The sequence below is a fragment of the Phycicoccus sp. Soil802 genome (assembly GCF_001429605.1).
In the GTDB taxonomy this organism is placed as follows: Bacteria; Actinomycetota; Actinomycetes; order Actinomycetales; family Dermatophilaceae; genus Pedococcus.
The window spans coordinates 531,386-553,756 of the sequence record NZ_LMSS01000002.1 but is presented as its reverse complement, the minus strand read 5'-3'; the positions used below and the strand labels follow the sequence as shown (position 1 = coordinate 553,756).

The following is a 22,371-nucleotide window of genomic DNA, read 5'->3' as shown; positions in this document are numbered from 1 at the left end:
ACGGTGCCGTGTCCCTGCAGGAGGGGGCACGGCACCGTGCCGTTCCGGCCCGGGAGCAATTCGTGTGGCGCGGGCTTTTCGGTGACACAGCCGACCTTTCGTGACGACACGGTCACGTTCACGGCCGAGGTCAACCCGGCGGTCGCGGTGCACGTCAGTGCGGTGTCCGGAAGGAGGACGCCATGAACATCACCCGCACCGCGATCGTCCGATCGCTCCTCGTCGCCGCACTCGTCGGGGCCGTCCCGGCCACCACGGCCACCACCTCGGCGCAGGCCGCTCCGTACTGCGGCATCACCTGGGGTTCGCTCGCCAAGACGAAGGCGTTGGCCCCGACAGGCTCCGTCACGGGCGTCCGCTCCGGCCGGCACGCCTGCTTCGACCGCCTGGTCATCGACCTCAAGGGCAAGTCGCCCGGCTACACCGTCAGGTACGTCAAGACGTTCACCGGGCAGGCGTCCGGGCTGCCGATCTCGCTGCGCGGCGCCGGCAAGCTGCAGGTCACGGTCAACTCCCCCGCCTACAACCCGGCCACCGGGGCTCCTACCTACACCCCGCGGAACCCGAACGAGATGGTCAACGTCACGGGCTACACCACCTTCCGCCAGGTCAAGTGGGACAGCAGCTTCGAGGGCTACACCAGCCTGGGCCTGGGCGTCCGGGCGCGGCTCCCCTTCCGCGTCTTCACGATCCAGGACGCCACGACGAGCCGACTCGTCATCGACGTGGCCCACCACTGGTGAGCCGAGCGGGGTGAGCGGTCGGGTCCGAACGGGTCCGGCCGCTCAGCCACGTCGATCGGTTGGACACCCACGCGGGCCGGCCGGTCAGCTCCGGCGGGCGATCCGCTCCTCGTCCAGTGCCGCGGCCTTCCGCTTGCGGTCGGCCACGAGACGGGCGGTCACGACCCGCACGACGACGAGCACGACCGCCACCCCCAAGGCGAGCCAGAGCCAGGGCAGCAGGTCCTGCAGCCGCGCCTGGGAGTAGGTCCACCACTGGGTGCGGACGAAGTCCCAGGCAGGTTCGGCGACGCGCCTGGCCTGCTCGCGCAGGGTCAGCCCACCGCCGGTCCCGGGGCGGAGCACGTCCCAGCCGTGCTGCAGGGCACGGGCGAGCAGGGCGAAGAGCAGCCAGGTCACGACCAGCCGGGCCACCGAGAGGATGGTGGGGGCGACCCGCTGCCACGTGGCGACGGCGAAGGGAAGGGCGAGCGCCACGGCGACGGCCGCCTCGGTCGGCCAGGAGGCCGGCGACAGGCCAGCGACCACGACCAGCACGGTGGCAGCAGCCACGGGGCCTTTGGACCCACGAGCGCCGAGCACGACGCCGAGGAACGCGGCTGCCCCGAGCAGCACCGCGAGGACCACCCTCTCGTGCGGGTACTCGTCAGCCGCCGGGGCGTCGAGCAACCACCCGAGACCGCTGAGCACGACCACGATCGCGAAGCGGGGCCACGGCGAGCGCACCAACAGCGAGACCGAGGCTGCCGCAGCGGTCGCGCCCAGGAAGAGCACGTCACCGTCGAAGACGCTGAGCGGCAGGTGCAGCCACGAGGTCACTCCCGCGAACCCGACCGGCCACCAAAGCAGGGCCGCGAGCAGCAGCGCCACCTCGGGCCAGACCTTGCCGGCCAGGGCCCGCCCCCGGTCGAGGGGGTGCTGGGACGGGGCGCCGGAACCGGCAGCCGGGGTGGCGCTCGTGGGGGTGCTCACGGCGCCCAAGGCTAGCCGTTGGCCGCTCGCAGCGTCCGCCGACCGATCATCGCGACCACTCCCCTTGATGCGCGGGCCGGATGCAGGTTGGCTGGGGTGGTCACCGCGACCTCGAACGCACTGCCGCGAGAGTTGCCTGCCGATGCCGCCAGGAGGAACCACCGTGTCCGAGCCCACGACGACGAGCCACACCGAGGGTCTGGACCTCGCCCCCACCCCCGAGTTCGCCGCACAGGCCAACGGCAAGGCCGACCTCTACGACGCGGCCGCCGCCGACTTCGAGGGGTTCTGGGCCGACCAGGCCCGGCAGCGCCTGAGCTGGGCCAAGGACTTCGACCAGACGCTGGACTGGAGCGGGGCGCCGTTCGCCAAGTGGTTCGTCGGCGGCGAGGTCAACGCGGCCTACAACTGCGTCGACCGACACGTCGAGGCCGGGAACGGCGACCGGGTCGCGATCCACTTCGAGGGCGAGGGTGGCGACACCCGCACGGTCACGTATGCCGACCTGCAGCGTGACGTCGCCAAGGCCGCCAACGCGCTGGAGTCCCTCGGGGTCGCCAAGGGCGACCGGGTCGCCATCTACCTGCCGATGATCCCCGAGGCGGTCGCGGCGATGCTGGCCTGCGCCCGGATCGGTGCACCGCACTCAGTGGTGTTCGGCGGGTTCTCGGCCGACGCCCTGCGCACCCGCATCGCCGATGCGGAGGCCAAGGTCGTCATCACCGCCGACGGTCAGTTCCGTCGCGGCAAGAGCGCCCCGCTCAAGCCCGCGGTCGACGCCGCGGTCGAGGGCGAGACCACCGTGGAGAAGGTCCTGGTCGTGCAGCGGACCAAGGACGCAGTCGACTGGAACGACGACCGCGACGTCTGGTGGCACGACGTCGTCGACTCGGCCAGCGACCAGCACGAGGCCGTCGCCCACGAGAGCGAGCACCCGCTGTTCATCCTCTACACCTCGGGGACCACGGGGAAGCCGAAGGGCATCTTCCACACGACCGGCGGCTACCTGACGCAGGCGGCCTACACGAACTCGGTCGTGCACGACGTGCACCCCGAGACCGACGTCTACTGGTGCACCGCCGACATCGGCTGGGTGACCGGGCACTCCTACATCGTCTACGGACCCTTGGCCAACGGCGCGACCCAGGTCATCTACGAAGGCACTCCCGACACCCCGCACCAGGGCCGCTGGTGGGAGATCGTCGAGAAATACAAGGTCTCGATCCTCTACACCGCACCCACCGCGATCCGGACCTTCATGAAGTGGGGCGACGACATCCCCGCGAAGTTCGACCTGTCGTCGCTGCGGCTGCTCGGCTCGGTCGGCGAGCCGATCAACCCCGAGGCGTGGCTCTGGTACCGCAAGAACATCGGCGGCGGCAGCGCCCCGATCGTCGACACGTGGTGGCAGACCGAGACCGGCGGCATCATGATCAGCCCGCTGCCCGGCGTCACCGACCTCGAGCCCGGCTCCGCGCAGAAGCCGATCCCCGGCATCAGCGCCGAGATCCTCGACGACGAGGGCCAGCCGCTGCACGACCCCGAGGCGGTCGGCTACCTCGTGCTGACCAAGCCGTGGCCGGGCATGCTGCGCGGCATCTGGGGCGACCCGGAGCGCTACAAGGAAACCTACTGGAGCCGGTTCGGCGAGAAGTACTACTTCGCCGGCGACGGCGCGAAGTACGACGCCAAGGGCAACATCTGGCTGCTGGGCCGCGTCGACGACGTCATGAACGTCTCCGGCCACCGGCTCTCCACCGCCGAGATCGAGTCCGCCCTCGTGTCCCACCCGACGGTGGCCGAGGCGGCCGTCGTGGGCGCCACCGACGAGACCACCGGCCAGGCCGTCGTGGCCTTCGTCATCCTGCGCGGGGGCGCCGAGGACCACGGCGACGACACAGTGCAGGAGCTGCGCAACCACGTGGCCAAGGAGATCGGGCCGATCGCCAAGCCGCGCTCGATCATGGTGGTCTCCGAGCTGCCCAAGACCCGCTCGGGCAAGATCATGCGCCGCCTGCTGCGCGACGTCGCCGAGAACCGCGAGGTCGGCGACGTCACGACGCTGGCCGACTCCTCGGTCATGAACCTCATCAAGGAGGGCATGTCCACCGCCAAGGAGGACTAGCTGCTGACCGCCGAACGATCAGGTCGCGCGTCGTCCGGCGGCGGTGAGCACGGCCCTGGCGCCTGACCGACCGAGCTGATCGTTCGGCGGCAGGCGGCAGGCGGCCGTCGGCTCGGGTGCGGCCGTCAGCTGGTGCAGAGGCAGAACGGGTGGCCGGCCGGGTCGAGCATGACCCGGAAGGTCGTGCCCGGCTGCTGCGCGTGCTTCGTCGCGCCGAGGGCGATCACGGCCGCCTCGGCGGTGTCGAGGTCGTCGACGACGACGTCGAGGTGCATCTGCTGCGGCACGTCCTGACCCGGCCAGATCGGCGCCTTGTAGTCCTCGACGCCCTGGAACGACAGGCACTGGCCGTAGTCGGCCTTCACGTCGATCCACCCGTCCGACGCGTCGAAGTTGGCGGTGTCGACCGCCCAGTCGAGCATCGCTCCGTAGAAGGTGGCGAGCGCCAACGGGTCGGGACAGTCGAGGACGATGCTGGGGAAGCGTGCGATGGCCATGCCTCGCACGCTACCGGCGGTTGCGGACGATCCCCGTCCTGATCGGCTCCGCGCCCGTCGCGTCCCTGCCCCGTGGGGTTTGGGAGGGGACGGTGCGGGTAGGCCCCCGGTGAAGTGCCATCACCGATCAAAGGAGAACGAACCATGTCTGCTGACGAGAAGGTCGCCAAGGACCTCGTGGAGACCCTCAAGGACGGCCGGAAGGGCTTCGCGTCCGCAGCCGAGAAGCTGCGTGACAGCGACAGCCCCGAGGTCGCCGCGACGTTGGAGCGTCTCTCCGAGCAGCGCGCCGCCTTCGCCCGCGACATCGTGGCCATGGGTCACGCCTACGGTGAGGACGTCGACGAGAGCGGCTCGGTTGCCGGCACCCTGCACCGTGGGTGGCTCGCACTCAAGGACGCGCTGACCGGCGACGATGCCTCCGGCGTCCTCGGGGCCGCTGTCACGGGCGAGGACCACGCAGTGTCGGAGTACGAGAAGGCGCTCGCGGAGGACGACCTCAGCGACGGCTTCCGCGCCGTGGTCCAGCAGCAGCACGCGGCGATCGTGACCGCGCGCGACGAGGTCAAGGCCCTCCAGCGCCTGACCTGAGCGAGGTCCAGCATTGCTCCGAGCGCTCGTCCCACCAGTGGGACGGGCGCTCGGGCGTTGCGGCCTCAGCCGGCCAGCGAGCCCCGGGCGGCGGAGGTGGTGGGTGAGACCGGCATCGGGATCCACTCGCCGCGCGCGACGAGCACCTCGCGCAGCAGGTCCGGTCGGTCGGTGATGATCCCGTCCACCCCGGCATCGAGGAGCCGCACCATCGAGGGCTGGTCGTTGACCGTCCAGACCACGACCTTGACCCCGATCCCGTGCGCGCCCGTCACCAGGCGTTCGACGAACACCTGCACCCGCCCCAGCCGGTCCGGCACGTGCAGGAACTCTGCGGTCGCGAACCGGCGAGCGGGCGGCATACCGGCACGCGCGCAGGTGACCACTGCGGCCAGCGCGCGCCAGCCCAGGGCGGTCCGCACGCCCGGCACCTGCGCGCGCACGACGTCGAGGCAGCCGTCCCAGGCGCCCGCAATGCAGACCCGCTCACGGAAGTCCTTGTGCTGCAACACCTTCGTGAGTGCGCCAACGGCGGACCGCTCCTTGAGGTCGACCGTGAACCTGGCGTCGGGGAAGGCTTCGAGGGCCTCGGTCAGCGTCGGGATCGGTTCGCGCTCCAGGACGCGCAGCTGCCGCAGCTGCGCGAGGGTATGCCGCGCGACCGGGCCACGTCCGTCCGTGACCCGGTCGAGGGTCGCGTCGTGGAAGCAGGCGAGCTGACCGTCGGCGGTGATGCGGACGTCGGTCTCGAGGTAGCGGATGCCGAGGGCGGTCGCCAGACCAAAGGCGGTCAGCGTGTTCTCGGGCGCGAGGGCGGCACCTCCGCGGTGGGCGAGGGCGATGGGTCCGAGCTCGGAGCCGTAGGCCATGACACCAGCGTGCCGGGTGCGGGAGGCCAGAAGCGCGGAAAACGGCCTCTGGCACCACTGTTCACCCCACGGAAGGCAACCGTTCGCCCGATGCTGACCTCCGGTCACCGACCGCCCTGTTGGTAGCGAAACTTCCCGAAATCCGGGTGTTTCGCTACCAACAGGGCGGCAGCGGTCGGGGCTAGGCCGTCGCGCCCCGCATCTCCGCCGAGATCGCTGCCGCCACGGCGTGCATCGGGCCGGCCGCGCCCTCGACGAACGAGTCGGTCATCCGCGGCAGCGGACCGGACACCGACAGGGCCAACGGCTGCGGCGAGCCCGGGATGGCGACGGCGACGCAGCGCACGCCGACCTCCTGCTCGCCCTCGTCGAGGGCATAGCCGCGCTCGCGGGTGCGCCCCAGCTCGGCCGCGAAGGCCTCGGGGTCGGTGATCGTGTGCTCGGTACGGGCCGGCATACCGGTGCGGGCGAGGATCGCCTGCACCGCCTCAGGGTCCATGCCGGCCATGATCGCCTTGCCGACCCCGGTGGAGTGCGGCAGCACCCGGCGACCGACCTCGGTGAACATGCGCATCGAGTTGCGGCTGGCCATCACCTGGCCGATGTAGACCACCTGGTCACCGTCGAGCATCGCGAGGTTGACCGACTCACCGAGCTCGTGGGCCAGCCGCTCCATGTGGGGCCGCGCCCACCGGCTGACCATCCGCGAGGTCGTCTCCCCGAGGCGGATCAGGCGCGGTCCGAGCGAGTACTGGCGCGAGGCCTCCTGCCGGACGTAACCGAGGTCGACGAGGGTCCGCACGAGGCGGTGGATGGTCGGCAGGGGCAGCTGCGCGTCGTTCGCGAGCTGCGACAGGCTGATGACGCCGCCGGCGTCGGCCATCGTCTCGAGGATGGCGAACGCGCGCTCGAGCGACTGGACGCCACCGCCGGTCCTGGGGGCAGGCGTCGAGGCGTCCTCGACGGTCGGTTCGGTGCTCATATATCTCTCCCCAGTCCTTCCCGAATGAGAAGAAGATTTCGTATCATGGAACAATCCTAGTCCGTGAGCCGCCACCGCGGCACGCGACACCACTGACTTCTCCCGAGGATGCGCATGTCCGAGTCCAGCACGCCCACCAGGCAGTCCGCGCCCAGCGTCGTCGTCGACGCCCCCCACGAGGTCGAGCGGAGCGCTTACATCCTGAGTCCGGAGGCGCTGGCCTTCCTCGGTGAGCTGCAGGTGCGGTTCGGGCCCCGCCGCGACGAGCTGCTCCAGGCCCGGCGGTCGCGTCGCGCGGAGGTGTCCCGGACCGGACGGCTCGACTTCCTCGAGGAGACCCGCGCGGTGCGCGAGGGTGACTGGACCGTCGCCCCGGCGCCCGCCGACTTCGCCGACCGCCGGGTGGAGATCACCGGGCCGACCGAGCGCAAGATGGCGATCAACGCCCTCAACTCCGGCGCCAAGGTGTGGCTCGCCGACCTCGAGGACGCCAACACCCCCCACTGGGACAACGTGATCGGCGGCCAGGTCAGCCTATACGACGCGGTCCGCCGCACCATCGAGCTCACCGCCCCGAACGGCAAGCACTACGAGCTCAAGGACCCGGGCGGCATACCCGTCATCGTGCCGCGACCCCGCGGCTGGCACTTCGACGAGGAGCACCTGACCCTCGACGGGCGGCCGCTGGTCGGCGCCCTGGTCGACTTCGGCCTCTACGTCTTCCACAACGCCGCCGAGCTCATCGCGCGCGGCAGTGGCCCCTACTTCTACCTCCCCAAGATGGAGTCCCACCTCGAGGCCCGGCTCTGGAACGACGTCTTCACGTTCGCGCAGGAGTCGTTGGGCATCCCGCACGGCACGGTCCGCGCGACGGTGCTGATCGAGACGATCCCCGCAGCCTTCGAGATGGACGAGATCCTCTACGAGCTGCGCGACCACGCGGCCGGGCTCAACGCCGGGCGCTGGGACTACCTGTTCTCGATCATCAAGTACTTCCGGGACTCCGGACCGTCGTTCACCCTCCCCGACCGCAACGCCGTGACGATGAACGCGCCGATGATGAAGGCCTACAGCGACCTGCTGGTGCAGACCTGCCACAAGCGCGGGGCGTTCGCGATCGGCGGCATGGCGGCGTTCATCCCGAGCAAGGACCCGGCGGTCAACGAGGCCGCCTTCGCCAAGGTGCGGGCCGACAAGGAGCGCGAGGTCGGTGCCGGGTTCGACGGGTCGTGGGTCGCGCACCCCGGCATGGTCGAGCTGTGCAAGGAGATCTTCACCGGCGTCCTCGGTGACTCCCCCAACCAGCTCGCGAAGCAGCGCGACGAGGTCTCGGTCAGCGGCGACGACCTGCTCGACGCGGCCTCGACGCCGGGCGACCGGACGCTGGATGGCTTGCGGGGCAACGTCTCCGTCGGCATCCAGTACCTCCAGGCGTGGCTGCTCGGCAATGGCGCGGTCGCGATCCACAACCTCATGGAGGACGCTGCGACGGCCGAGATCTCGCGCAGCCAGATCTGGCAGTGGCTCAACTCCGGAGCCACCCTCGCCACGGGCGAGACCGTCACCCGCGAGCTCGTCGACGAGGTGGTGGAGAGCGAGTATGCCGCCCTGGTCGAGTCCGTCGGCGACGACGAGGCGGCACGGGGTGCGTTGGAGACTGCGCGGCGGCTGTTCGTCGAGTGCGCATTGGACCCCGACTTCCCCGACTTCCTGACGCTCCCGGCCTACGCCGAGGTCCTCAAGGCCGAGCGCGCCTGAGCGGTTCGATGTGAACACGCCGGGGTTCCCCGGCGTGTTCACATCGAACGGGAAGCAGGATCGTCAGGTGCGGCGGGGCATCCGCCAGCGACCGGCGGCGATCTGGTCGCCCCCGACCCACACGCCGCCGATGTCGGAGGTGGTGCCGAGCGCGAAGACCTTCGAGAGCGCGTCGTCGGCCGACTTGGCGTTCCCGAGCCCGACGGCCAGCGGGTCGCCGGCCTCGGGCAGCAGCCAGATCGCGTCGAACTGCTTGCCCACCGACAGGTCGCCCACCTCGTGGTCGAGCCCGAGCGCACGAGCCCCGGCCGAGGTGCACAGCCAGAGCAGGTGCGCCGAGGTGAGGGGCAGTCCTTCGTCACCCAGCAGGCGCTGCATGAAGTAGGCCTGCAGACCCTCCTTGAGCATCGAGAAACCGGTGCCCGCACCGACATCCGACCCCATGGCGACCTGCACGCCCGCCTCGACGTGACGGCGCAGGGGGAAGAGCCCGCTGCCGAGGGCGGAGTTGCTGGTCGGGCAGTGCGCGACGGAGGCCCCTCGCGCGGCGAGGGTGGCCAGCTCGGGGTCGGTCGGGTGCACGTTGTGGGCCAGCACCGAGCGCGGCGTCACGAGTCCGTGGCGGTCGTAGGTGTCGACGTAGGAGGCGCCGCCGAACAGCTCGGCGACCTCCTTCACCTCGGCGGTGTTCTCGTTGACGTGGGAGGTGAACCAGGAGCCGTCGACCTCGCCGAACGTCGCGGCGCAGGACTCGAGGATCGCGTCGCTCGCAGACAACGAGAAGCGAGGTGTCACGGCATACCGGAGGCGACCCTTGCCGTGCCAGCGTGAGGCGAGGTCACGGGACTCCTGGTAGGCCCGCTCGGGTGTGGTGAGCAGCGGCTCGGGCAGGATCCGGTCGGAGGTGACCAGCCCGGTGGTGACCCGCAGACCCCACAGGTCGGCCGCCTCGAACATCACGTCGACCGCGGAGGCGAAGTGCGACCCGAACACGAGGGCCGTGGTGGTGCCTGCGTCGACGAGCCCGGTGACGAAGTCCCGGGCCACTCCACGGGCCATGTCGACGTCGGCCAGCCGCATCTCCTCGGGGAGGGCGCACTGGTCGAGCCAGTCGAGCAGCGGCATCCCGAGGCCACCGATGACCCGCACCTGCGGGAAGTGGACGTGGGTGTCGACCAGTCCGGGCAGGACCATGCCCTCACGCAGGTCGAGGACGTCCTCGTCGGGGTGCTCTGCCCGTAGCGTCACGAAGTCGCCGCGAGCGACGATCACGCCACGCTCGACGAGCAGCCCGCAGTCGTCCTGGGCCCGGAGCGACCCACCCTCGAAGGGGTCGTCCGGGGTGTCGAGCACGGTGGCCCGGAAGAGCGTCATCGGGCGACCTTCGACGTCTCCGACTCGAACACGCGGACCAGGTCGGCAGCGACACCCAGCGCGATCGTGGCCGGGTCCTTGCCAGTGAGGTCGGGGAGCCCGATGGGGGTCTGGATGCGCGAGAGGTCGGCGTCCGAATGTCCCTCTGCCGCAAGGCGCTGACGGAAACGCGACCACTTGGCAGACGAGCCGATGAGCCCGATCGACCCGAGGTGCGCGCAGCGCAGGGCGCCGTCGCACAGGGCCGCATCTTCCGCGTGGTCGTGCGTCATCACCAGGACGTGCGTGCCCTGGGGCACCTGGCCGAGGACGAGCTCGGGGACCGGCGCGTGGTGGACGTGCACCCGGGCCGTCGAGTCGTCGAGCACGCCGAGCCGGTCGTGACCCAGCTGGTCGGCGCGGGAGTCGACGAGGTGCAGCTCGAGGTCGTGTCGGGCGAGGATGCGGGCGAGCTCGAGACCGACGTGGCCGATCCCGAAGATCGCGACCGCAGGCACCACCGCGAGCGGTTCGAGCAGGATCTGCACCTCGCCCCCGCAGCACTGTTGGCCGTGCTCGGCTGGCGCCTTGTCGTTGAGGGACAACGAGATCTGCTCGGGCGCGGCCGCCCCCTCGGCGAGCATCGCGCGAGCCCTGGTGACCGCGGTGGCCTCGAGGTTGCCCCCGCCGATGCTGCCCCACGTCGCACCCACGCCGACGACCATCTTGGCTCCGGCCTCGCGCGGCGAGTGCCCCCGCACCGACGTCAGCGTCACCAGGACACCGGGTCGGCGCTCACGGCGCAACCGCTCGACGGCAGACAGCCACTCAATGGTCACGTCCCCGCCCTCGCCGGCTGGGCGGCCTGCTCGGAGCGCGGTCGCAAGGGCGCGGCGTCGGCGCCGGGCTGGTCGGGCACGACGCCAGGGGCACCTTCGACCATGGCGGTCATGTGCGGCGGTTCGGCGCCGCCCCGCGCCTCCTGGACGGCCCAGAAGACCGCCTCCGGGGTCGCCGGCGAGGCCAGGTCGACGGACGTCCCGGCCGGACCGAACGCGGCCGCGGCCTCGCGCAACGCCTCGCGCACCGAGAACGCCAGCATCAGCGGCGGCTCGCCCACCGCCTTGGAGCCGTAGACCGCGCCGTCCTCGTGGGCGCGCTCCAGCAGCGCCACGTTGAAGACCTCGGGCATCTCGGAGAAGCTCGGCAGCTTGTAGGTGCTCGCCGCCTGGGTGGCCAGCCGACCACGCGACGGCCGGTCCGACTCGTCCCAGCGCAGGTCCTCCAGCGTCAGCCAGCCGGCACCCTGGACGAACGCGCCCTCGACCTGGCCGATGTCGACCAGCGGCGAGAGCGAGTCGCCGACGTCGTGCACGATGTCGACCTGCCGCAGCCGGTAGGCGCCGGTGAACTCGTCGACCTCGACCTCGCTGGCTGCCACGCCGTAGGAGAAGTACTTGAACGGCGACCCGTGCATGGCCGACGAGTCCCAGTGCAGTCCCTCCGTGCGGTAGAAGCCGGCCGCCCACAGCTGGATCCGCTGGAAGTAGGCCTGGTTGACGAGGTCGGCCCACGGCACGGTGGCGCCACCGCCGACCTTGCCGACGTGGCCGTCGCTGAACCGCACGTCGGCCGGGTGCACCCCGAGCCGACCGGCGGCGACAGCCCGCAGCCGCTCGATGATCTGCTCGCAGGCGTCCTTGACTGCCCCACCGTTGAGGTCGGCCCCGGAGCTGGCCGCGGTGGCCGAGGTGTTCGGGACCTTGTCGGTGCGGGTCGGTGCGAGCCGGACGGTCGACAGCGGCACCCCCAGGGTGGTGGCCGCGACCTGGAGCATCTTGGTGTGCAGCCCCTGGCCCATCTCGGTGCCACCGTGGGTGATCAGCACCGACCCGTCCTTGTAGACGTGGACGAGTGCGCCGGCCTGGTTGAACGACGTGAAGTTGAACGAGATCCCGAACTTCACGGGCGTCATCGCCAGGGCGCGCTTGGAGTGCTCGTGCGAGGCGTTGTATGCCGCGATGTCGGCCTTGCGCGTCGCGACGTCACCGGTCGTGAGCACCTGCTCCCAGCAGATCGCGACCCGCTCGGGGTGGCGGACCGGCTGGCCGTAGGGAGTCGACTGCCCGTCGACGTAGAAGTTGCGGGACCGCAGCTCGATCGGGTCGATGCCCAGCTGGGGCGCGCACCGGCCGAGGATGTCCTCGATGACGAGCATGCCCTGCGGCCCGCCGAATCCGCGGAACGCGGTCTGCGACGTCTTGTGGGTCTTGGCGATCCGGCCGTTCACCCGCACGTTGGGGATCCAGTAGGCGTTGTCGATGTGGCAGAGGGCCCGGGCCAGGACGGGCTCGGAGAGGTCGAGGCTCCAGCCACCGTCGGAGGTGAGCGTGGCATCGAGGGCCTGCAGCCGACCGGTGTCGTCGAAGGCGACCCGCCACTGGGCGTGGAACCCGTGCCGCTTGCCCGACATGGTCATGTCCTGGGTGCGGTTGAGCCGCAACCGCACCGGACGCCCGGTGAGCGTCGACCCGAGGGCCGCGATCGCGGCATACCCGTGGGGCTGCATCTCCTTGCCCCCGAAGCCGCCGCCCATCCGCAGGCACTGGACGGTGACGGCGTGGCTGGGCAGGCCGAGGACGTGGGCGACGATGTCCTGCGTCTCGGTCGGGTGCTGCGTCGAGCTCTGGACGAAGATCTGGCCGTTCTCGTCGACCAGCGCGATCGAGCAGTGCGTCTCGAGGTAGAAGTGCTCCTGCCCTGCGAACTCGAACTCGCCGCTGTAGACGTGCGCCGCACCGGCGAACCCGGCCTCGATGTCACCGCGCTCCATGTGCGGCTGCCCGCCCTGGAAGCTGCCCGCCTCGATCGCCTCGTGCACCGTCACCAGCGACGGCAGCGGCTCGTAGTCGACCTCGACCGCGAGCGATCCCAGCCGGGCGGCCTCGAGCGTCTCGCCGAGCACCCAGCACACGGCGTGACCGAAGAACATGACCTCCGACGGGAACAGCGGTTCGTCGTGCTTGACCCCGGCGTCGTTCACGCCGGGGACGTCCTCAGCGGTGAGCACCCGCACGACTCCCGGGACCTCGAGCGCGGGCGACGGGTCGAGCCTCGTGATGCGGGCATGGGCGTGCGGGGCCTGCACCGGGTGGGCGTGCAGGATGCCGTGCGTGCGGACCGCGAGGTCGTCGGTGTAGAGCGCCTCGCCGGTCACGTGCAGCGACGCGGCCTCGTGGGGGATCTCCTGCCCGACCACGGGATTGGCTGGGCGTTCGGACAGGGCGCTCATGCTCCGACCTCCTGCTGCGTCGCGGTCTCGGCATGGAGCTTCAGGAGCGCGGTGCCGAGCGTCGCCGTGCGGTATGCCGCGCTGGCGCGGTGGTCGTCCATGGGCGTGCCTTCGGCGCGCATCACCGCTGCCGCCTCTCGGACGACGTCAGCGCTCCACGCCCGGCCCTCGAGCGCGGCCTCGGTGGCCAGCGCCCGGATGGGGGTGGCGGCGACGCCGCCGAGGCCGATGCGCGCCTTGGTGACGACCCCCTCGCGGAGGTCGAGCGCGAAGCCGACCGCCACGCTGGAGATGTCGTCGAACCGGCGCTTGGCGATCTTGTGGAAGGCGGTGACCTCACTGAGCGGCAACGGGATCCGCACGGCGCGGATGAGCTCGCCCTCGCGCTTGACGGTCTGGCGGTAGCCGGTGAAGTAGTCGGCCAGGGGCACCTCGCGCTCGCCGTCGGCCGACGCGAGCACGACCAGGGCTTCCAGCGCGAGCAGCGCGGGCGGGGTGTCGCCGATGGGAGACCCGGTGCCGAGGTTGCCGCCGATGGTCGCGCCATTGCGGATCAGTCGAGAGGCGAACTGCGGGAACATCTTGTCCAGCAACGGGACCCGCCCCGCCAGGCCGCGCTCGACCTCGCTCAGGCTGAGGGCGGCGCCGATCTCGACGGAGTCGTCACCGACCGACAGTGTCCGGAGCTCGGGCAGTCGGTCGATGCCGATCGCGAACGGGGTGCGCGCGCCCCGGATGTTGACCTCGACGCCCCAGTCGGTGGCGCCGGCCACGAGGACGGCGTCGGGGTGGTCGGCCAGGAGGGAGAGCGCCTCGGTGAGGTCCCCGGGGCGCGCGTAGGTGCCCGTGGCGCCGTCGAGCCGGGTGGCACGGGCTGCGGGCGGGGCGGCGGCCAGCCGCGCGGCATACGGGTCGTCGTCAGCGGGCGCGCCGAGGGCGTAGGCGGCGTCGCGGATCGGCCGGTAGCCCGTGCAGCGACAGAGGTTGCCCGACAGGGCGTGCAGGTCGAACCCGTTGGGTCCGTGCTCGTGGTCCGGTGCGTTGCCGGGGTCGTTTGCCGTGGCGGCAGGCTCGTGGCCGTTCTGAGACGGGTCCGGAGTCGCGGCAGTAGGGGCGCAGCGACCCTCGCGGTAGTACTCAGCGGCCATGCTGCAGATGAAGCCCGGCGTGCAGTAGCCACACTGCGACCCGCCGCGGACCGCCATCTCGCGCTGCACCGGGTGGAGCGCGTCGGGACGGCCGAGCCCTTCGGAGGTGACGACCTCCTGGCCGTCGAGCGCGGCGACCGGCACGAGGCACGCGTTGATGGCCGTCCACTGGGTGCCCGACCCCTCGGTGGGACGAGCCACCATGATCGAGCAGGCGCCGCACTCCCCCTCGGCGCAGCCCTCCTTGGCACCGGTCAGGCCCTGGGCCCTGAGCCAGTCGAGGATCGTCGTGCTCGGGTCGGTGCCGTCGAGCGCGCGGGGCGCGCCGTTCACCGTGACCCGGTGCTCTCCAACAGCGTGAAGCTCGTCAACAGCGTGGGTGTCGGCTGGCGCCATCTCTACTCCCGTCGCCCCGTCCTTGGGGACCATCATCCCCCAGGCGTCACCGCCAGGGGGCATGGTTGCTGACAGGAGTGGGTCCGCCGGTTATCCATGCCGAACGACGGCCCTGTCGTTGGTTCCTGAACACGATACTTCTCAACAAACTGTTGAATCAAGGGTTTGGGGCGACTGTTTCACCCACTGGTTCGAGGTAAACCCGCCGGGGATCCCCGGCGGGTTTACCTCGAACCCAGTGGGTCAGGTGCGACCGAAGCCGCTGAGCACCCCGGTGTAGGCCTTCGGGGGTGGCGGGGCGAGCTCGCCGTGCGTCGAGGGGTGCAGCCCCAGCCGCACGACGCTCTCGGCCAGCAGGGTCCCGGCCGCGACGCCGTCGACGACCGGCACGCCCAGCTGCTCGGTGAGCAGCTCGGGCAGGCCGGCCATCCCCGCGCACCCGAGCACGATCGCGTCGGAGCCGTCGGCCGCGAGGGCGTTCTTCGCGAAGGCGAGGATCACGGCATACGTGCGGTCGCGGTCCTCCTCGAGCTCGAGGACGGGGATGTCGCACGCGTGCACGCCCGCGCACTGGCGCTCCAGGCCGTAGGTGCGGGTGAGGTCCCAGGCGCGACCCACCGTGCGGCTCATCGTGGTGACGACCGAGAAGCTCCGCCCCAACAGCGAGGCGGTCTTCATCGCCGCCTCGGCGATGCCGATGACCGGTCTGGACGCCGCCTCCCGGGCGGCGTCCAGACCGGGGTCCCCGAAGCAGGCCAGGACGAAGGCGTCCGCCTGCTGGTCTGCGCGGATGACCTCGAGCAGCCCGGGCACGGCGAGGGCCTCGTCGTAGTGGCTCTCGATCGAGGCCGGCCCCATCGACGGTGTGCGAGCCGTGACGACGGTGTCGGGGCCGGCCACCCGCCGCGCCTCGGCCTCGATGAGCGCGGTCATCGACTCCGTGGTGTTGGGGTTGACGACGGTGAGACGGACGGTCACTTCACACACGTCTTCGCGTCGAGCGGGCTGTCGCTGACACCCATCCGCGGCGCGAGCAGGGCGTAGGCCGCGAAGCCCAGGCCGCAGCCGATGAACCACGAGTAGTCGTCGAACCGGTTGATGCCGGGGACGAACACCGCCGCCACGGCGCCGGCCGCAGCGATCGCGGTCGCCCAGATCGCGGGCGGGTTGTAGCCCCGCTTGTAGTGGTAGGCGCCGCCCTCGTCCATGGTGAACAGGTCGTCGACGCACACCCGCTGCTTGTGCACGACGTAGTAGTGCGCGATGAGGACCCCGAACAACGGGCCGATGAAGGCGCCCAGGGTGTCGAGCGTGTAGTGGATCGTCTCAGGGCTCTTGTAGAGGTTCCACGGCGTCAGCAGGACCGAGCCGACCGCGGCGATCATGCCGCCCATCCGCCAGCTGATCTTCTGCGGGCTCACGTTGGAGAAGTCGAACGCGGGCGAGACGAAGTTGGCGACGATGTTGATCCCGATCGTGGCCGTCGTGAAGGTCAGGGCGGCGAGGACGAGGGCGAAGGTGTTGTCGATGTGGCCGACGGTCTCCACCGGGTCGGTGATCAGCTTGCCGTAGACCGGCAGGGTGGCCGCGGCGGTGAGCACGGTCAGCAGCGAGAAGAAGACGAAGTTGATCGGCAGGCCCCAGAAGTTGCCCTTCTTCACGGCCTGGAAGGTGCGGCCGTAGCGGGAGAAGTCACCGAAGTTCAGCATCGGCCCGGAGAAGTACGAGACCACCAGGGCGGTCGCCGCGAGCATCGTCGTGAAGACCTTGCCACCGGACAGCTCGTGGTCGGAGAGGTTGAGGTTGACGCTCCAGCCGGCCTTCGAGAGAAGGTAGACGCACAGCGCGATCATCACGACGTAGACGGCCGGGCCGGCGAAGTCGATGAACTTGCGGATCGTGTTCATGCCGGTCCAGAAGACCGCCGCCTGCGCCACCCACAGCAGCGCGAACGTCGCGTAGCCGAGCGTCGACAGGCCGAGGAACCCGTGCTGGCTCACGTCGGCGTACGGCTCGAGCCCGGGCCACATCCGGACCAGCAGGATGTCGAGCGACGCCGAGGCGAGGTAGGTCTGGATGCCGTACCAGGCCACTGCGATCAGCCCGCGGATGATGGCGGGGATGTTGGCGCCGAGCACCCCGAACACCGACCGGCAGATCACCGGGTAGGGGACGCCGGTGCGCTGGCTGGGCATCGCGACGAGGTTGCAGAAGAACAGCACGATCGTGATGCCGACGATCAGGCACACGAACACCTGCCAGCTGGTGAGGCCCAGCGCGAAGAGGCTGCCGGCGGTGATGTAGCCACCGACGCTGTGCACGTCGGACATCCAGAACGCGAAGATGTTGTACCAGGACCAGGTCTGGTCCTTCAGGGGCGCAAGGTCCTCGTTGGTCAGCCGCCGGTCGTAGCTGGGTTTGATCAGACCCGTGCCCGCCCCGTGGTCGTGCTCACCGTGGTGCGTGGCGAAGCCTGCCTCTGCGGCAGCTTCCTCGGTCAATGGTGTGTCAATGCCGGCCATCGGTCCTCCAAGGTTTCTGTGTTACGAGAACCTTAGGGAGACAACAGTTTCCGGCATATGTCCTGAACCGTATATCTGCGTATATCCGGCAACACTGCGTTAACGTCGACAGGTGCGCACAGGCCGCGTACCCACCCGCACAGCGGGTGGCGGGTGCAGACGCACAGGGGGCCGGGTCAGTCGTCGCTGAGGCTGGAGATGCAGGCGGTGAGCCGGCTGTGGTGTGCCGCCGCGACGGCTGTGAGCCAGGCGGCGTCACGAGCGACGAACGCTTTGAGCATCTCCTCGTGGTCCGCGCGCAGCTCTGCCCTGTCCTCGGCACTGACCCGCATCATCGTCTGCACCGGCTCGGTGAGGTTCCACGCGATCTCGAGCATGTGGAGCAGGCGCGGCATGTGGCACGGCGAGAGCAGGGCCTCGTGGAACTCGCGGCTGGCGCGCTGGAAGCCGGCGGCGTCCTGGGCCGCCACAGCCGCGCCCAGCCCTTGGTGGACGGCCCTGGCGCGGGCGTCGTCGGTGGGAGTCGCCTGGCGCACGGCCGCCTCCAGCGCGGCCGCCTCCAGGGCGCCGCGCACGATGTAGAGCTCGTCCAGCTCTGCCTGCGAGAGCGCGGTGACGGTGTAGCCGAGTCGCGGCTGGTGCTCCAGCAGCCCCTCACCGAGCAGCGTCTTGAGCGCCTCGCGCACGGGGATCAGGCTCACGCCGAAGAAGGCAGCCACGTCGTCGAGCGGGATCGGGCTCCCCGGCGGCACAGCACCGGACGCGATGACGCGGCGCAGCTCGGAGAGCACCTGCGGTCCGGAGACGTAGGCGTCCTCACGCGTCAGGAGGCTGACGATCCCCGACTGCCGCCGCGGCTGCGCCATGGTGCACCTACACGAACTGGCGGCTGAGGACCGCGTGCCGGTTGACGTCCTTGTAGAGCAGGTAGCGGAACCGGCCCGGCCCTCCGGCGTAGCAGGCCTGCGGGCAGAAGGCCCGCAGCCACATGAAGTCACCCTCCTGCACCTCGACCCAGTCGTTGTTGAGCAGGTAGACCGCCTTGCCCTCGAGGACGTAGAGGCCGTGCTCCATCACGTGGGTCTCGGGAAACGGGATCGCCCCGCCCGGCTCGAAGTTCACGATGTTGACGTGCATGTCGTGTCGCACGTCGGTCGGGTCCACGAACCGCTGCGTGGTCCACACCCCGTCGGTGCCCGGCATCTCGCCACCCTCGACGTCGGACTCGTTGGTCACGAACGCCTCGGGCACGTCGACCCCCTCGACGACCTGGTAGGCCTTGCGGATCCAGTGGAACGTCGCGGTCGCGTCGCCGCGGTTGTGCAGCGTCCACGCCTGGCCCGGCGGGAGGAACGCGTAGCCGCCGGTGGCCAGCTCGTGCCTCTCCTCCCCCAGGGTCAGGGTCAGCCCGCCCGCGACGACGAAGAGCACCCCCTCGGCTCCCGGGTCCGCCTCGGGCCGGTCGGAGCCACCGCCCGGGGAGACCTCGACGATGTACTGCGAGAACGTCTCCGCGAACCCCGAGAGCGGTCGGGCGATGACCCACAGCCGGGTGCCGTCCCAGAACGGCAGGTTGCTCGTGACGATGTCGGTCATCGTCCCGCGCGGCAGGACGGCGTACGCCTCGGTGAACACCGCCCGGTCCGTCGTCAGCTGGGTCTGCGGCGGCAGCCCACCGGCTGGGACGTAGTAAGGGGTGGTCGGGTAGCGGGGCGTGGTCATCGCTGTCCTCTCGTCATGACGTTCTCGTGAGCAGCCGACCGCGCGGGTCGGCCTCGATGTCGACCGGTGTGCCGTGCAGCCAGGTCTGGCGCACCGCCCCGGTGAGCGTGCGGCCGGCATACGCCGACACGGGGTTCTTGTGGCGCAGGGACGCGACGTCGACGGTGAACGACTCGTCGGGTGCGAAGACGACGAGGTCGGCGGTGGCGCCGACCGCGATCCGCCCGCGGTCGGTGAGGCCCACCTGGTCGGCCGGCCCCTCACCCATCCAGCGCACGACGTCGACGAGCGAGTGCCCTCGATCGCGCGCCTCGGTCCAGACCGCCGGGAGGCCGAGCTGGAGGCCGGCGATCCCGCCCCACGCCTCGCCGAAGTCGCCGGAGTCGAACCGCTTGAGGTCCTCGGTGCACGGCGAGTGGTCGGAGACCACGGTGCGGATCACACCGTCCTCGAGCCCGGCCCAGAGCCGGTCCTGGTTGTCGTGCTCACGGATCGGCGGGCAGCACTTGAACTGCGTCGCCCCGTCGGGGATCTCCGCGGCGTCGAGGGTCAGGTAGTGCGGGCAGGTCTCGACCGACAGCCGCAACCCCTCCGCCTGGGCCTTGGCGATCAACGGGATCGCGTCGGCGTCGGACAGGTGCAGGATGTGCGCCCGGCCACCGGTCTCCCGCGTCGCGTCGATGACCTCGGCGATGGCCCGCTCCTCGGCCTCCTTGGGACGTGAACCCAGGAACCCGGCATACCCCTGGCCGTGCGGTTGCGGTGCGGACTCGATGGTCTGCTCGTCCTCGGCGTGCACGATGACGAGGCCGTCGAAGGTCGCCGTCTCGGCGAGCGCCTCGCGCAGCTCGGCCGCCGACAGGTGGGGGAACTCGTCGACGCCGGAGTGGAGCAGGAAGCACTTGAACCCGAAGACGCCGGCCTCGTGGAGCGGTCGCAGGTCGGGCAGGTTGCCGGGCACGGCACCGCCCCAGAACCCCACGTCGACGTAGGCCTGGTCGCGGGCGACGGCCCGCTTCTCCTCGAGGGCCGCCACGTTCACCGTCGGCGGGATCGAGTTGAGGGGCATGTCGATGATCGTCGTGACGCCACCGGCCGCCGCCGCCCGGGTGGCGCTGGCGAAGCCCTCCCAGTCGGTGCGGCCCGGCTCGTTCACGTGGACGTGGGCGTCGACGAGGCCGGGGAGCAGCACCTCGTCGTCGGCCAGCTCGACCACGCGGGCGCCGGGCACCTCGGTGTCGTAGGGGTCGATCGCGACGATGCGTCCGCCCGCGAGGGAGACCGCGACCGCGACCTCTGCACCGTCGACCACCGCCCGCCTCGCCCGCAGGACCACCTCTGCCGTCACGCCCGACCTCTTCCCGGAGCCGTCCACCGAACCTGTCATGACCGTAATCCCTGACTCAGCTCGCCGCTGCCGGTGTGGCCGAACGGGCGTGGTCGACGACCCGGCTCCGGTGGCTCCCGAGGACTCCCCCGTCGACGACCACGACGTCGCCGTGGCGCAGGTAGGGGCGCGGCTCGGGTTGGCCCATGGCCACTCCGGCCGGGGTGCCGGTGATGACCAGGTCACCTGGCTCGAGGGTCATCAGGCCGCTGACGTAGCAGAGCAGCTCACCGACGGAGAACAGCATGTCGCCGGTCGACCCGTCCTGGCGGGGGCTGCCGTTGACCGACAAGCGCAACCTGACGTCGCCGGGGTCGCCCAGCTCCTCGGGCGTGACCAGCCACGGGCCGACCGGGCAGAAGGTGTCGGCCGACTTGCCCTTGGTCCAGGTGCCGCCACGCTCGAGCTGGAGCGCGCGGTCGGAGACGTCGTGGGCCAGCACGTAGCCGGCGACCGCCTCGAGCGCGCGGTCGTGGTCGCGCTCGTGCGTGAGCGGGGCACCGAGGACGACGCCGAGCTCGACCTCGTAGTCGGTCGTGACCGACTGGGGCAGCAGCCGGATGTCGTCGGTGGGGCCGCAGACCGCCGTCGGCGCCTTGAGGAACACGACCGGCTCGGCGGGCAGCGGCACCCTCGCCTCGGCAGCGTGGTCGCGGTAGTTGAGGCCGATGCCGACCACCTTGCCGGGGCGGGTCAAGGGCGCACCGAACCGCAGGTCCTCGCCCCGCGAAAGGCGTGGCAGCGCAACAGTATCGACCGTGTCGAGCCGGCCGAGGAAGGCCGCGTCGATGTCGGGTGTCACCCTCGACAGGTCGAGGAGAGAGCCGTCGTCGGCGACGACGACGGGACGCTCGGCCCCCGGTGGGCCGACCCTGGCGAACCTCACAGCGCACCTCCGAGGTGCTCGCGCGCGATGCGCGCGCCGATCCGTTGGAGCAGTGGTCCCGGTGCGTCGAGCGCCTCCTGGCGCGTGGCCGCTTCGTCGACGAGCGCGTATGCCGCGTGCAGGCCTGCCGCTCCCAGCTCGGCAGGCGTGAGCGTGACCTGACCGGCCACCGCCACGGCCGGCACGCCCTTGTCGCGCGCCAGCGCGGCCACGGCGGCCGGGGCCTTGCCGTGCAGGGTCTGGGCGTCCAGCGATCCCTCGCCGGTCACGACGAGGTCGGCCCCGGCGACGGCGTCAGGGAGGCCGGTCAGCTCGAAGACGAGCTCGGCCCCTGGTCGGGTCGTCGCGCCGAGCACGGCCAACAGCGCGAAGCCGACCCCTCCGGCGGCTCCTGCTCCTGGTGCGTTGCGCTGGTCGCGACCGGTGGCCCGCGCCACCAGGTCGGCCCACCGGGTCAGGGCGGAGTCCAGCAGCTCGACGTCCTCGGGGCCGGCGCCCTTCTGCGGGCCGTAGACCGCGGCCGCACCGCGGCTCCCCGTGAGGGGGTTGTCGACGTCGCACGCCACGACCAGCTCCGCCCCGGCCAGGCGGCGGCGGAGCCCGCTCAGGTCCAGCCGGGCGGCGTCGAGCAGCCCGGCTCCCCCGGGGCGCACCTCGCTCCCGGTCGCGGTGCGGATGGTGGCGCCGAGCGCCTGGAGCAACCCGGCCCCGCCGTCGGTGCACGCGCTGCCGCCGATGGCGACGACCACGCGACGCGCGCCCGCGTCCAGGGTGGCGGCGATCAGCTCGCCGGTGCCCCTGCTGGAGGCCTCGAGCGGGGCGGCCCGGCCACCCGGCAGCTGCGCGAGCCCGGAGACCTCCGCCAGCTCGACCACGGCCTCGGCGCCGCGGACCCCGTAGGCCGACTCACACGGCATACCCGTCGGGCCGGTGGCCCGCACCGGCACCCGCGTGAACCCCGCAGCCACCGCTGCGGCGAGGGTGCCGTCGCCCCCGTCGGCGACGGGGACGACGACCACCTCGACGTCGGGGCGGACCGAGCGCAGGCCGTCCGACAGGTGCCCCGCGACCTCAGCGGCCGTCAGGGTGCCCTTGAACTTGTCGGGGGCGAGCAGGACGCGGGGCATC

19 protein-coding genes are annotated in these 22,371 nt (G+C 71.2%); 4 read left to right on the top strand and 15 right to left on the bottom strand.

The features are described 5' to 3' along the window. Positions 1 to 182 precede the first annotated feature (182 nt). Positions 183 to 743, top strand: a complete 561-nt coding sequence (locus ASG91_RS06015) for a hypothetical protein (RefSeq protein ID WP_056921675.1) — start codon at positions 183 to 185, stop codon at positions 741 to 743. 84 nt (positions 744 to 827) lie between these two features. Here the strand turns inward: ASG91_RS06015 and ASG91_RS06010 are convergent, their stop codons facing one another. Further along, complete coding sequence (locus ASG91_RS06010; RefSeq protein WP_056921674.1) at positions 828 to 1,715, bottom strand: hypothetical protein; 888 nt, start codon at positions 1,713 to 1,715, stop codon at positions 828 to 830. 142 nt (positions 1,716 to 1,857) lie between these two features. Here ASG91_RS06010 and acs point away from each other — a divergent pair, with 142 nt between their 5' ends. Beyond that, positions 1,858 to 3,840 carry an acetate--CoA ligase gene (acs, locus tag ASG91_RS06005; protein ID WP_082593945.1) on the top strand — a complete coding sequence of 661 codons (1,983 nt, stop codon included), beginning with the start codon at positions 1,858 to 1,860 and terminating at the stop codon, positions 3,838 to 3,840. Between the two features lie 125 nt (positions 3,841 to 3,965). Here acs and ASG91_RS06000 read toward each other — a convergent pair whose 3' ends face one another. Continuing rightward, positions 3,966 to 4,337, bottom strand: coding sequence for a VOC family protein (locus ASG91_RS06000; protein WP_056921672.1), 372 nt, complete (start codon positions 4,335 to 4,337; stop codon positions 3,966 to 3,968). A gap of 144 nt (positions 4,338 to 4,481) precedes the next feature. On the opposite strand from ASG91_RS06000, the gene ASG91_RS05995 reads away from it, so the two are divergent. Then, positions 4,482 to 4,928 carry a PA2169 family four-helix-bundle protein gene (locus ASG91_RS05995; RefSeq protein WP_056921671.1) on the top strand — a complete coding sequence of 149 codons (447 nt, stop codon included), beginning with the start codon at positions 4,482 to 4,484 and terminating at the stop codon, positions 4,926 to 4,928. A gap of 65 nt (positions 4,929 to 4,993) precedes the next feature. Here the strand turns inward: ASG91_RS05995 and ASG91_RS05990 are convergent, their stop codons facing one another. Continuing rightward, positions 4,994 to 5,797: a glycerophosphodiester phosphodiesterase family protein gene (locus ASG91_RS05990; RefSeq protein ID WP_056921670.1), complete on the bottom strand. Its 804-nt coding sequence runs from the start codon at positions 5,795 to 5,797 to the stop codon at positions 4,994 to 4,996. Positions 5,798 to 5,978: 181 nt separating this feature from the next. Beyond that, positions 5,979 to 6,779: an IclR family transcriptional regulator gene (locus ASG91_RS05985; protein WP_056921669.1), complete on the bottom strand. Its 801-nt coding sequence runs from the start codon at positions 6,777 to 6,779 to the stop codon at positions 5,979 to 5,981. Between the two features lie 108 nt (positions 6,780 to 6,887). Between ASG91_RS05985 and aceB the strand changes: the two genes are divergently transcribed. Then, positions 6,888 to 8,537, top strand: a complete 1,650-nt coding sequence (gene aceB / locus ASG91_RS05980; protein ID WP_371262032.1) for a malate synthase A — start codon at positions 6,888 to 6,890, stop codon at positions 8,535 to 8,537. A 63-nt stretch (positions 8,538 to 8,600) separates the two neighbouring features. Here aceB and ASG91_RS05975 read toward each other — a convergent pair whose 3' ends face one another. The 11 genes from ASG91_RS05975 to ASG91_RS05925 all read right to left on the bottom strand — a co-directional run bounded on the left by ASG91_RS05975 (position 8,601) and on the right by ASG91_RS05925 (position 22,370). Then, the gene (locus ASG91_RS05975; RefSeq protein WP_056921668.1) at positions 8,601 to 9,911 is read right to left on the bottom strand and encodes a guanine deaminase; all 1,311 of its coding nucleotides are present in this window, start codon (positions 9,909 to 9,911) and stop codon (positions 8,601 to 8,603) included. Beyond that, entirely contained in the window at positions 9,908 to 10,723 is an 816-nt protein-coding gene (gene xdhC, locus ASG91_RS05970; protein ID WP_056921826.1) for a xanthine dehydrogenase accessory protein XdhC, read from the bottom strand. Before xdhC ends, ASG91_RS05975 begins: the two co-directional genes overlap by 4 nt. A gap of 2 nt (positions 10,724 to 10,725) precedes the next feature. Further along, entirely contained in the window at positions 10,726 to 13,182 is a 2,457-nt protein-coding gene (xdhB, locus tag ASG91_RS05965; RefSeq protein WP_056921667.1) for a xanthine dehydrogenase molybdopterin binding subunit, read from the bottom strand. Continuing rightward, on the bottom strand, positions 13,179 to 14,726 hold the full coding sequence (locus ASG91_RS05960; protein WP_056921666.1) for a xanthine dehydrogenase small subunit: 1,548 nt from the start codon (positions 14,724 to 14,726) through the stop codon (positions 13,179 to 13,181). The genes xdhB and ASG91_RS05960 overlap by 4 nt, the downstream gene beginning before the upstream one ends. 243 nt (positions 14,727 to 14,969) lie before the next feature. Next, a complete protein-coding gene (locus tag ASG91_RS05955) occupies positions 14,970 to 15,704 on the bottom strand; it encodes an aspartate/glutamate racemase family protein (protein ID WP_235545433.1) in 735 nt (244 codons plus the stop codon). Next, positions 15,701 to 17,248, bottom strand: a complete 1,548-nt coding sequence (locus tag ASG91_RS05950; RefSeq protein WP_082593943.1) for an NCS1 family nucleobase:cation symporter-1 — start codon at positions 17,246 to 17,248, stop codon at positions 15,701 to 15,703. The genes ASG91_RS05955 and ASG91_RS05950 overlap by 4 nt, the downstream gene beginning before the upstream one ends. 176 nt (positions 17,249 to 17,424) lie before the next feature. After that, the gene (locus ASG91_RS05945) at positions 17,425 to 18,114 is read right to left on the bottom strand and encodes a GntR family transcriptional regulator (protein ID WP_056921665.1); all 690 of its coding nucleotides are present in this window, start codon (positions 18,112 to 18,114) and stop codon (positions 17,425 to 17,427) included. A gap of 7 nt (positions 18,115 to 18,121) precedes the next feature. Further along, complete coding sequence (locus ASG91_RS05940; RefSeq protein ID WP_056921664.1) at positions 18,122 to 18,970, bottom strand: bifunctional allantoicase/(S)-ureidoglycine aminohydrolase; 849 nt, start codon at positions 18,968 to 18,970, stop codon at positions 18,122 to 18,124. 13 nt (positions 18,971 to 18,983) lie between these two features. After that, positions 18,984 to 20,357, bottom strand: coding sequence for an allantoinase AllB (gene allB / locus ASG91_RS05935; RefSeq protein ID WP_056921663.1), 1,374 nt, complete (start codon positions 20,355 to 20,357; stop codon positions 18,984 to 18,986). A 16-nt stretch (positions 20,358 to 20,373) separates the two neighbouring features. Then, entirely contained in the window at positions 20,374 to 21,243 is an 870-nt protein-coding gene (locus tag ASG91_RS05930) for a fumarylacetoacetate hydrolase family protein (RefSeq protein ID WP_056921662.1), read from the bottom strand. Further along, positions 21,240 to 22,370, bottom strand: a complete 1,131-nt coding sequence (locus tag ASG91_RS05925; RefSeq protein WP_056921661.1) for a glycerate kinase — start codon at positions 22,368 to 22,370, stop codon at positions 21,240 to 21,242. Before ASG91_RS05925 ends, ASG91_RS05930 begins: the two co-directional genes overlap by 4 nt. Between the last annotated feature and the right edge of the window lies 1 nt (position 22,371).

Bases quoted from the DNA above. Each gene is read 5' to 3' on its own strand.
- aceB (WP_371262032.1), top strand. From the start codon at position 6,888: ATGCGCATGTCCGAGTCCAGCACGCCCACCAGGCAGTCCGCGCCCAGC.
- ASG91_RS05940 (WP_056921664.1), bottom strand. From the start codon at position 18,970: ATGACCACGCCCCGCTACCCGACCACCCCTTACTACGTCCCAGCCGGT.
- acs (WP_082593945.1), top strand. From the start codon at position 1,858: ATGCCGCCAGGAGGAACCACCGTGTCCGAGCCCACGACGACGAGCCAC.
- ASG91_RS05985 (WP_056921669.1), bottom strand. From the start codon at position 6,779: ATGAGCACCGAACCGACCGTCGAGGACGCCTCGACGCCTGCCCCCAGG.
- ASG91_RS05975 (WP_056921668.1), bottom strand. From the start codon at position 9,911: ATGACGCTCTTCCGGGCCACCGTGCTCGACACCCCGGACGACCCCTTC.
- allB (WP_056921663.1), bottom strand. From the start codon at position 20,357: ATGACAGGTTCGGTGGACGGCTCCGGGAAGAGGTCGGGCGTGACGGCA.
- ASG91_RS05995 (WP_056921671.1), top strand. From the start codon at position 4,482: ATGTCTGCTGACGAGAAGGTCGCCAAGGACCTCGTGGAGACCCTCAAG.
- ASG91_RS05950 (WP_082593943.1), bottom strand. From the start codon at position 17,248: ATGGCCGGCATTGACACACCATTGACCGAGGAAGCTGCCGCAGAGGCA.
- xdhB (WP_056921667.1), bottom strand. From the start codon at position 13,182: ATGAGCGCCCTGTCCGAACGCCCAGCCAATCCCGTGGTCGGGCAGGAG.
- ASG91_RS06000 (WP_056921672.1), bottom strand. From the start codon at position 4,337: ATGGCCATCGCACGCTTCCCCAGCATCGTCCTCGACTGTCCCGACCCG.
- ASG91_RS06015 (WP_056921675.1), top strand. From the start codon at position 183: ATGAACATCACCCGCACCGCGATCGTCCGATCGCTCCTCGTCGCCGCA.
- ASG91_RS05960 (WP_056921666.1), bottom strand. From the start codon at position 14,726: ATGGCGCCAGCCGACACCCACGCTGTTGACGAGCTTCACGCTGTTGGA.
- ASG91_RS05945 (WP_056921665.1), bottom strand. From the start codon at position 18,114: ATGGCGCAGCCGCGGCGGCAGTCGGGGATCGTCAGCCTCCTGACGCGT.
- ASG91_RS05990 (WP_056921670.1), bottom strand. From the start codon at position 5,797: ATGGCCTACGGCTCCGAGCTCGGACCCATCGCCCTCGCCCACCGCGGA.
- ASG91_RS05925 (WP_056921661.1), bottom strand. From the start codon at position 22,370: ATGCCCCGCGTCCTGCTCGCCCCCGACAAGTTCAAGGGCACCCTGACG.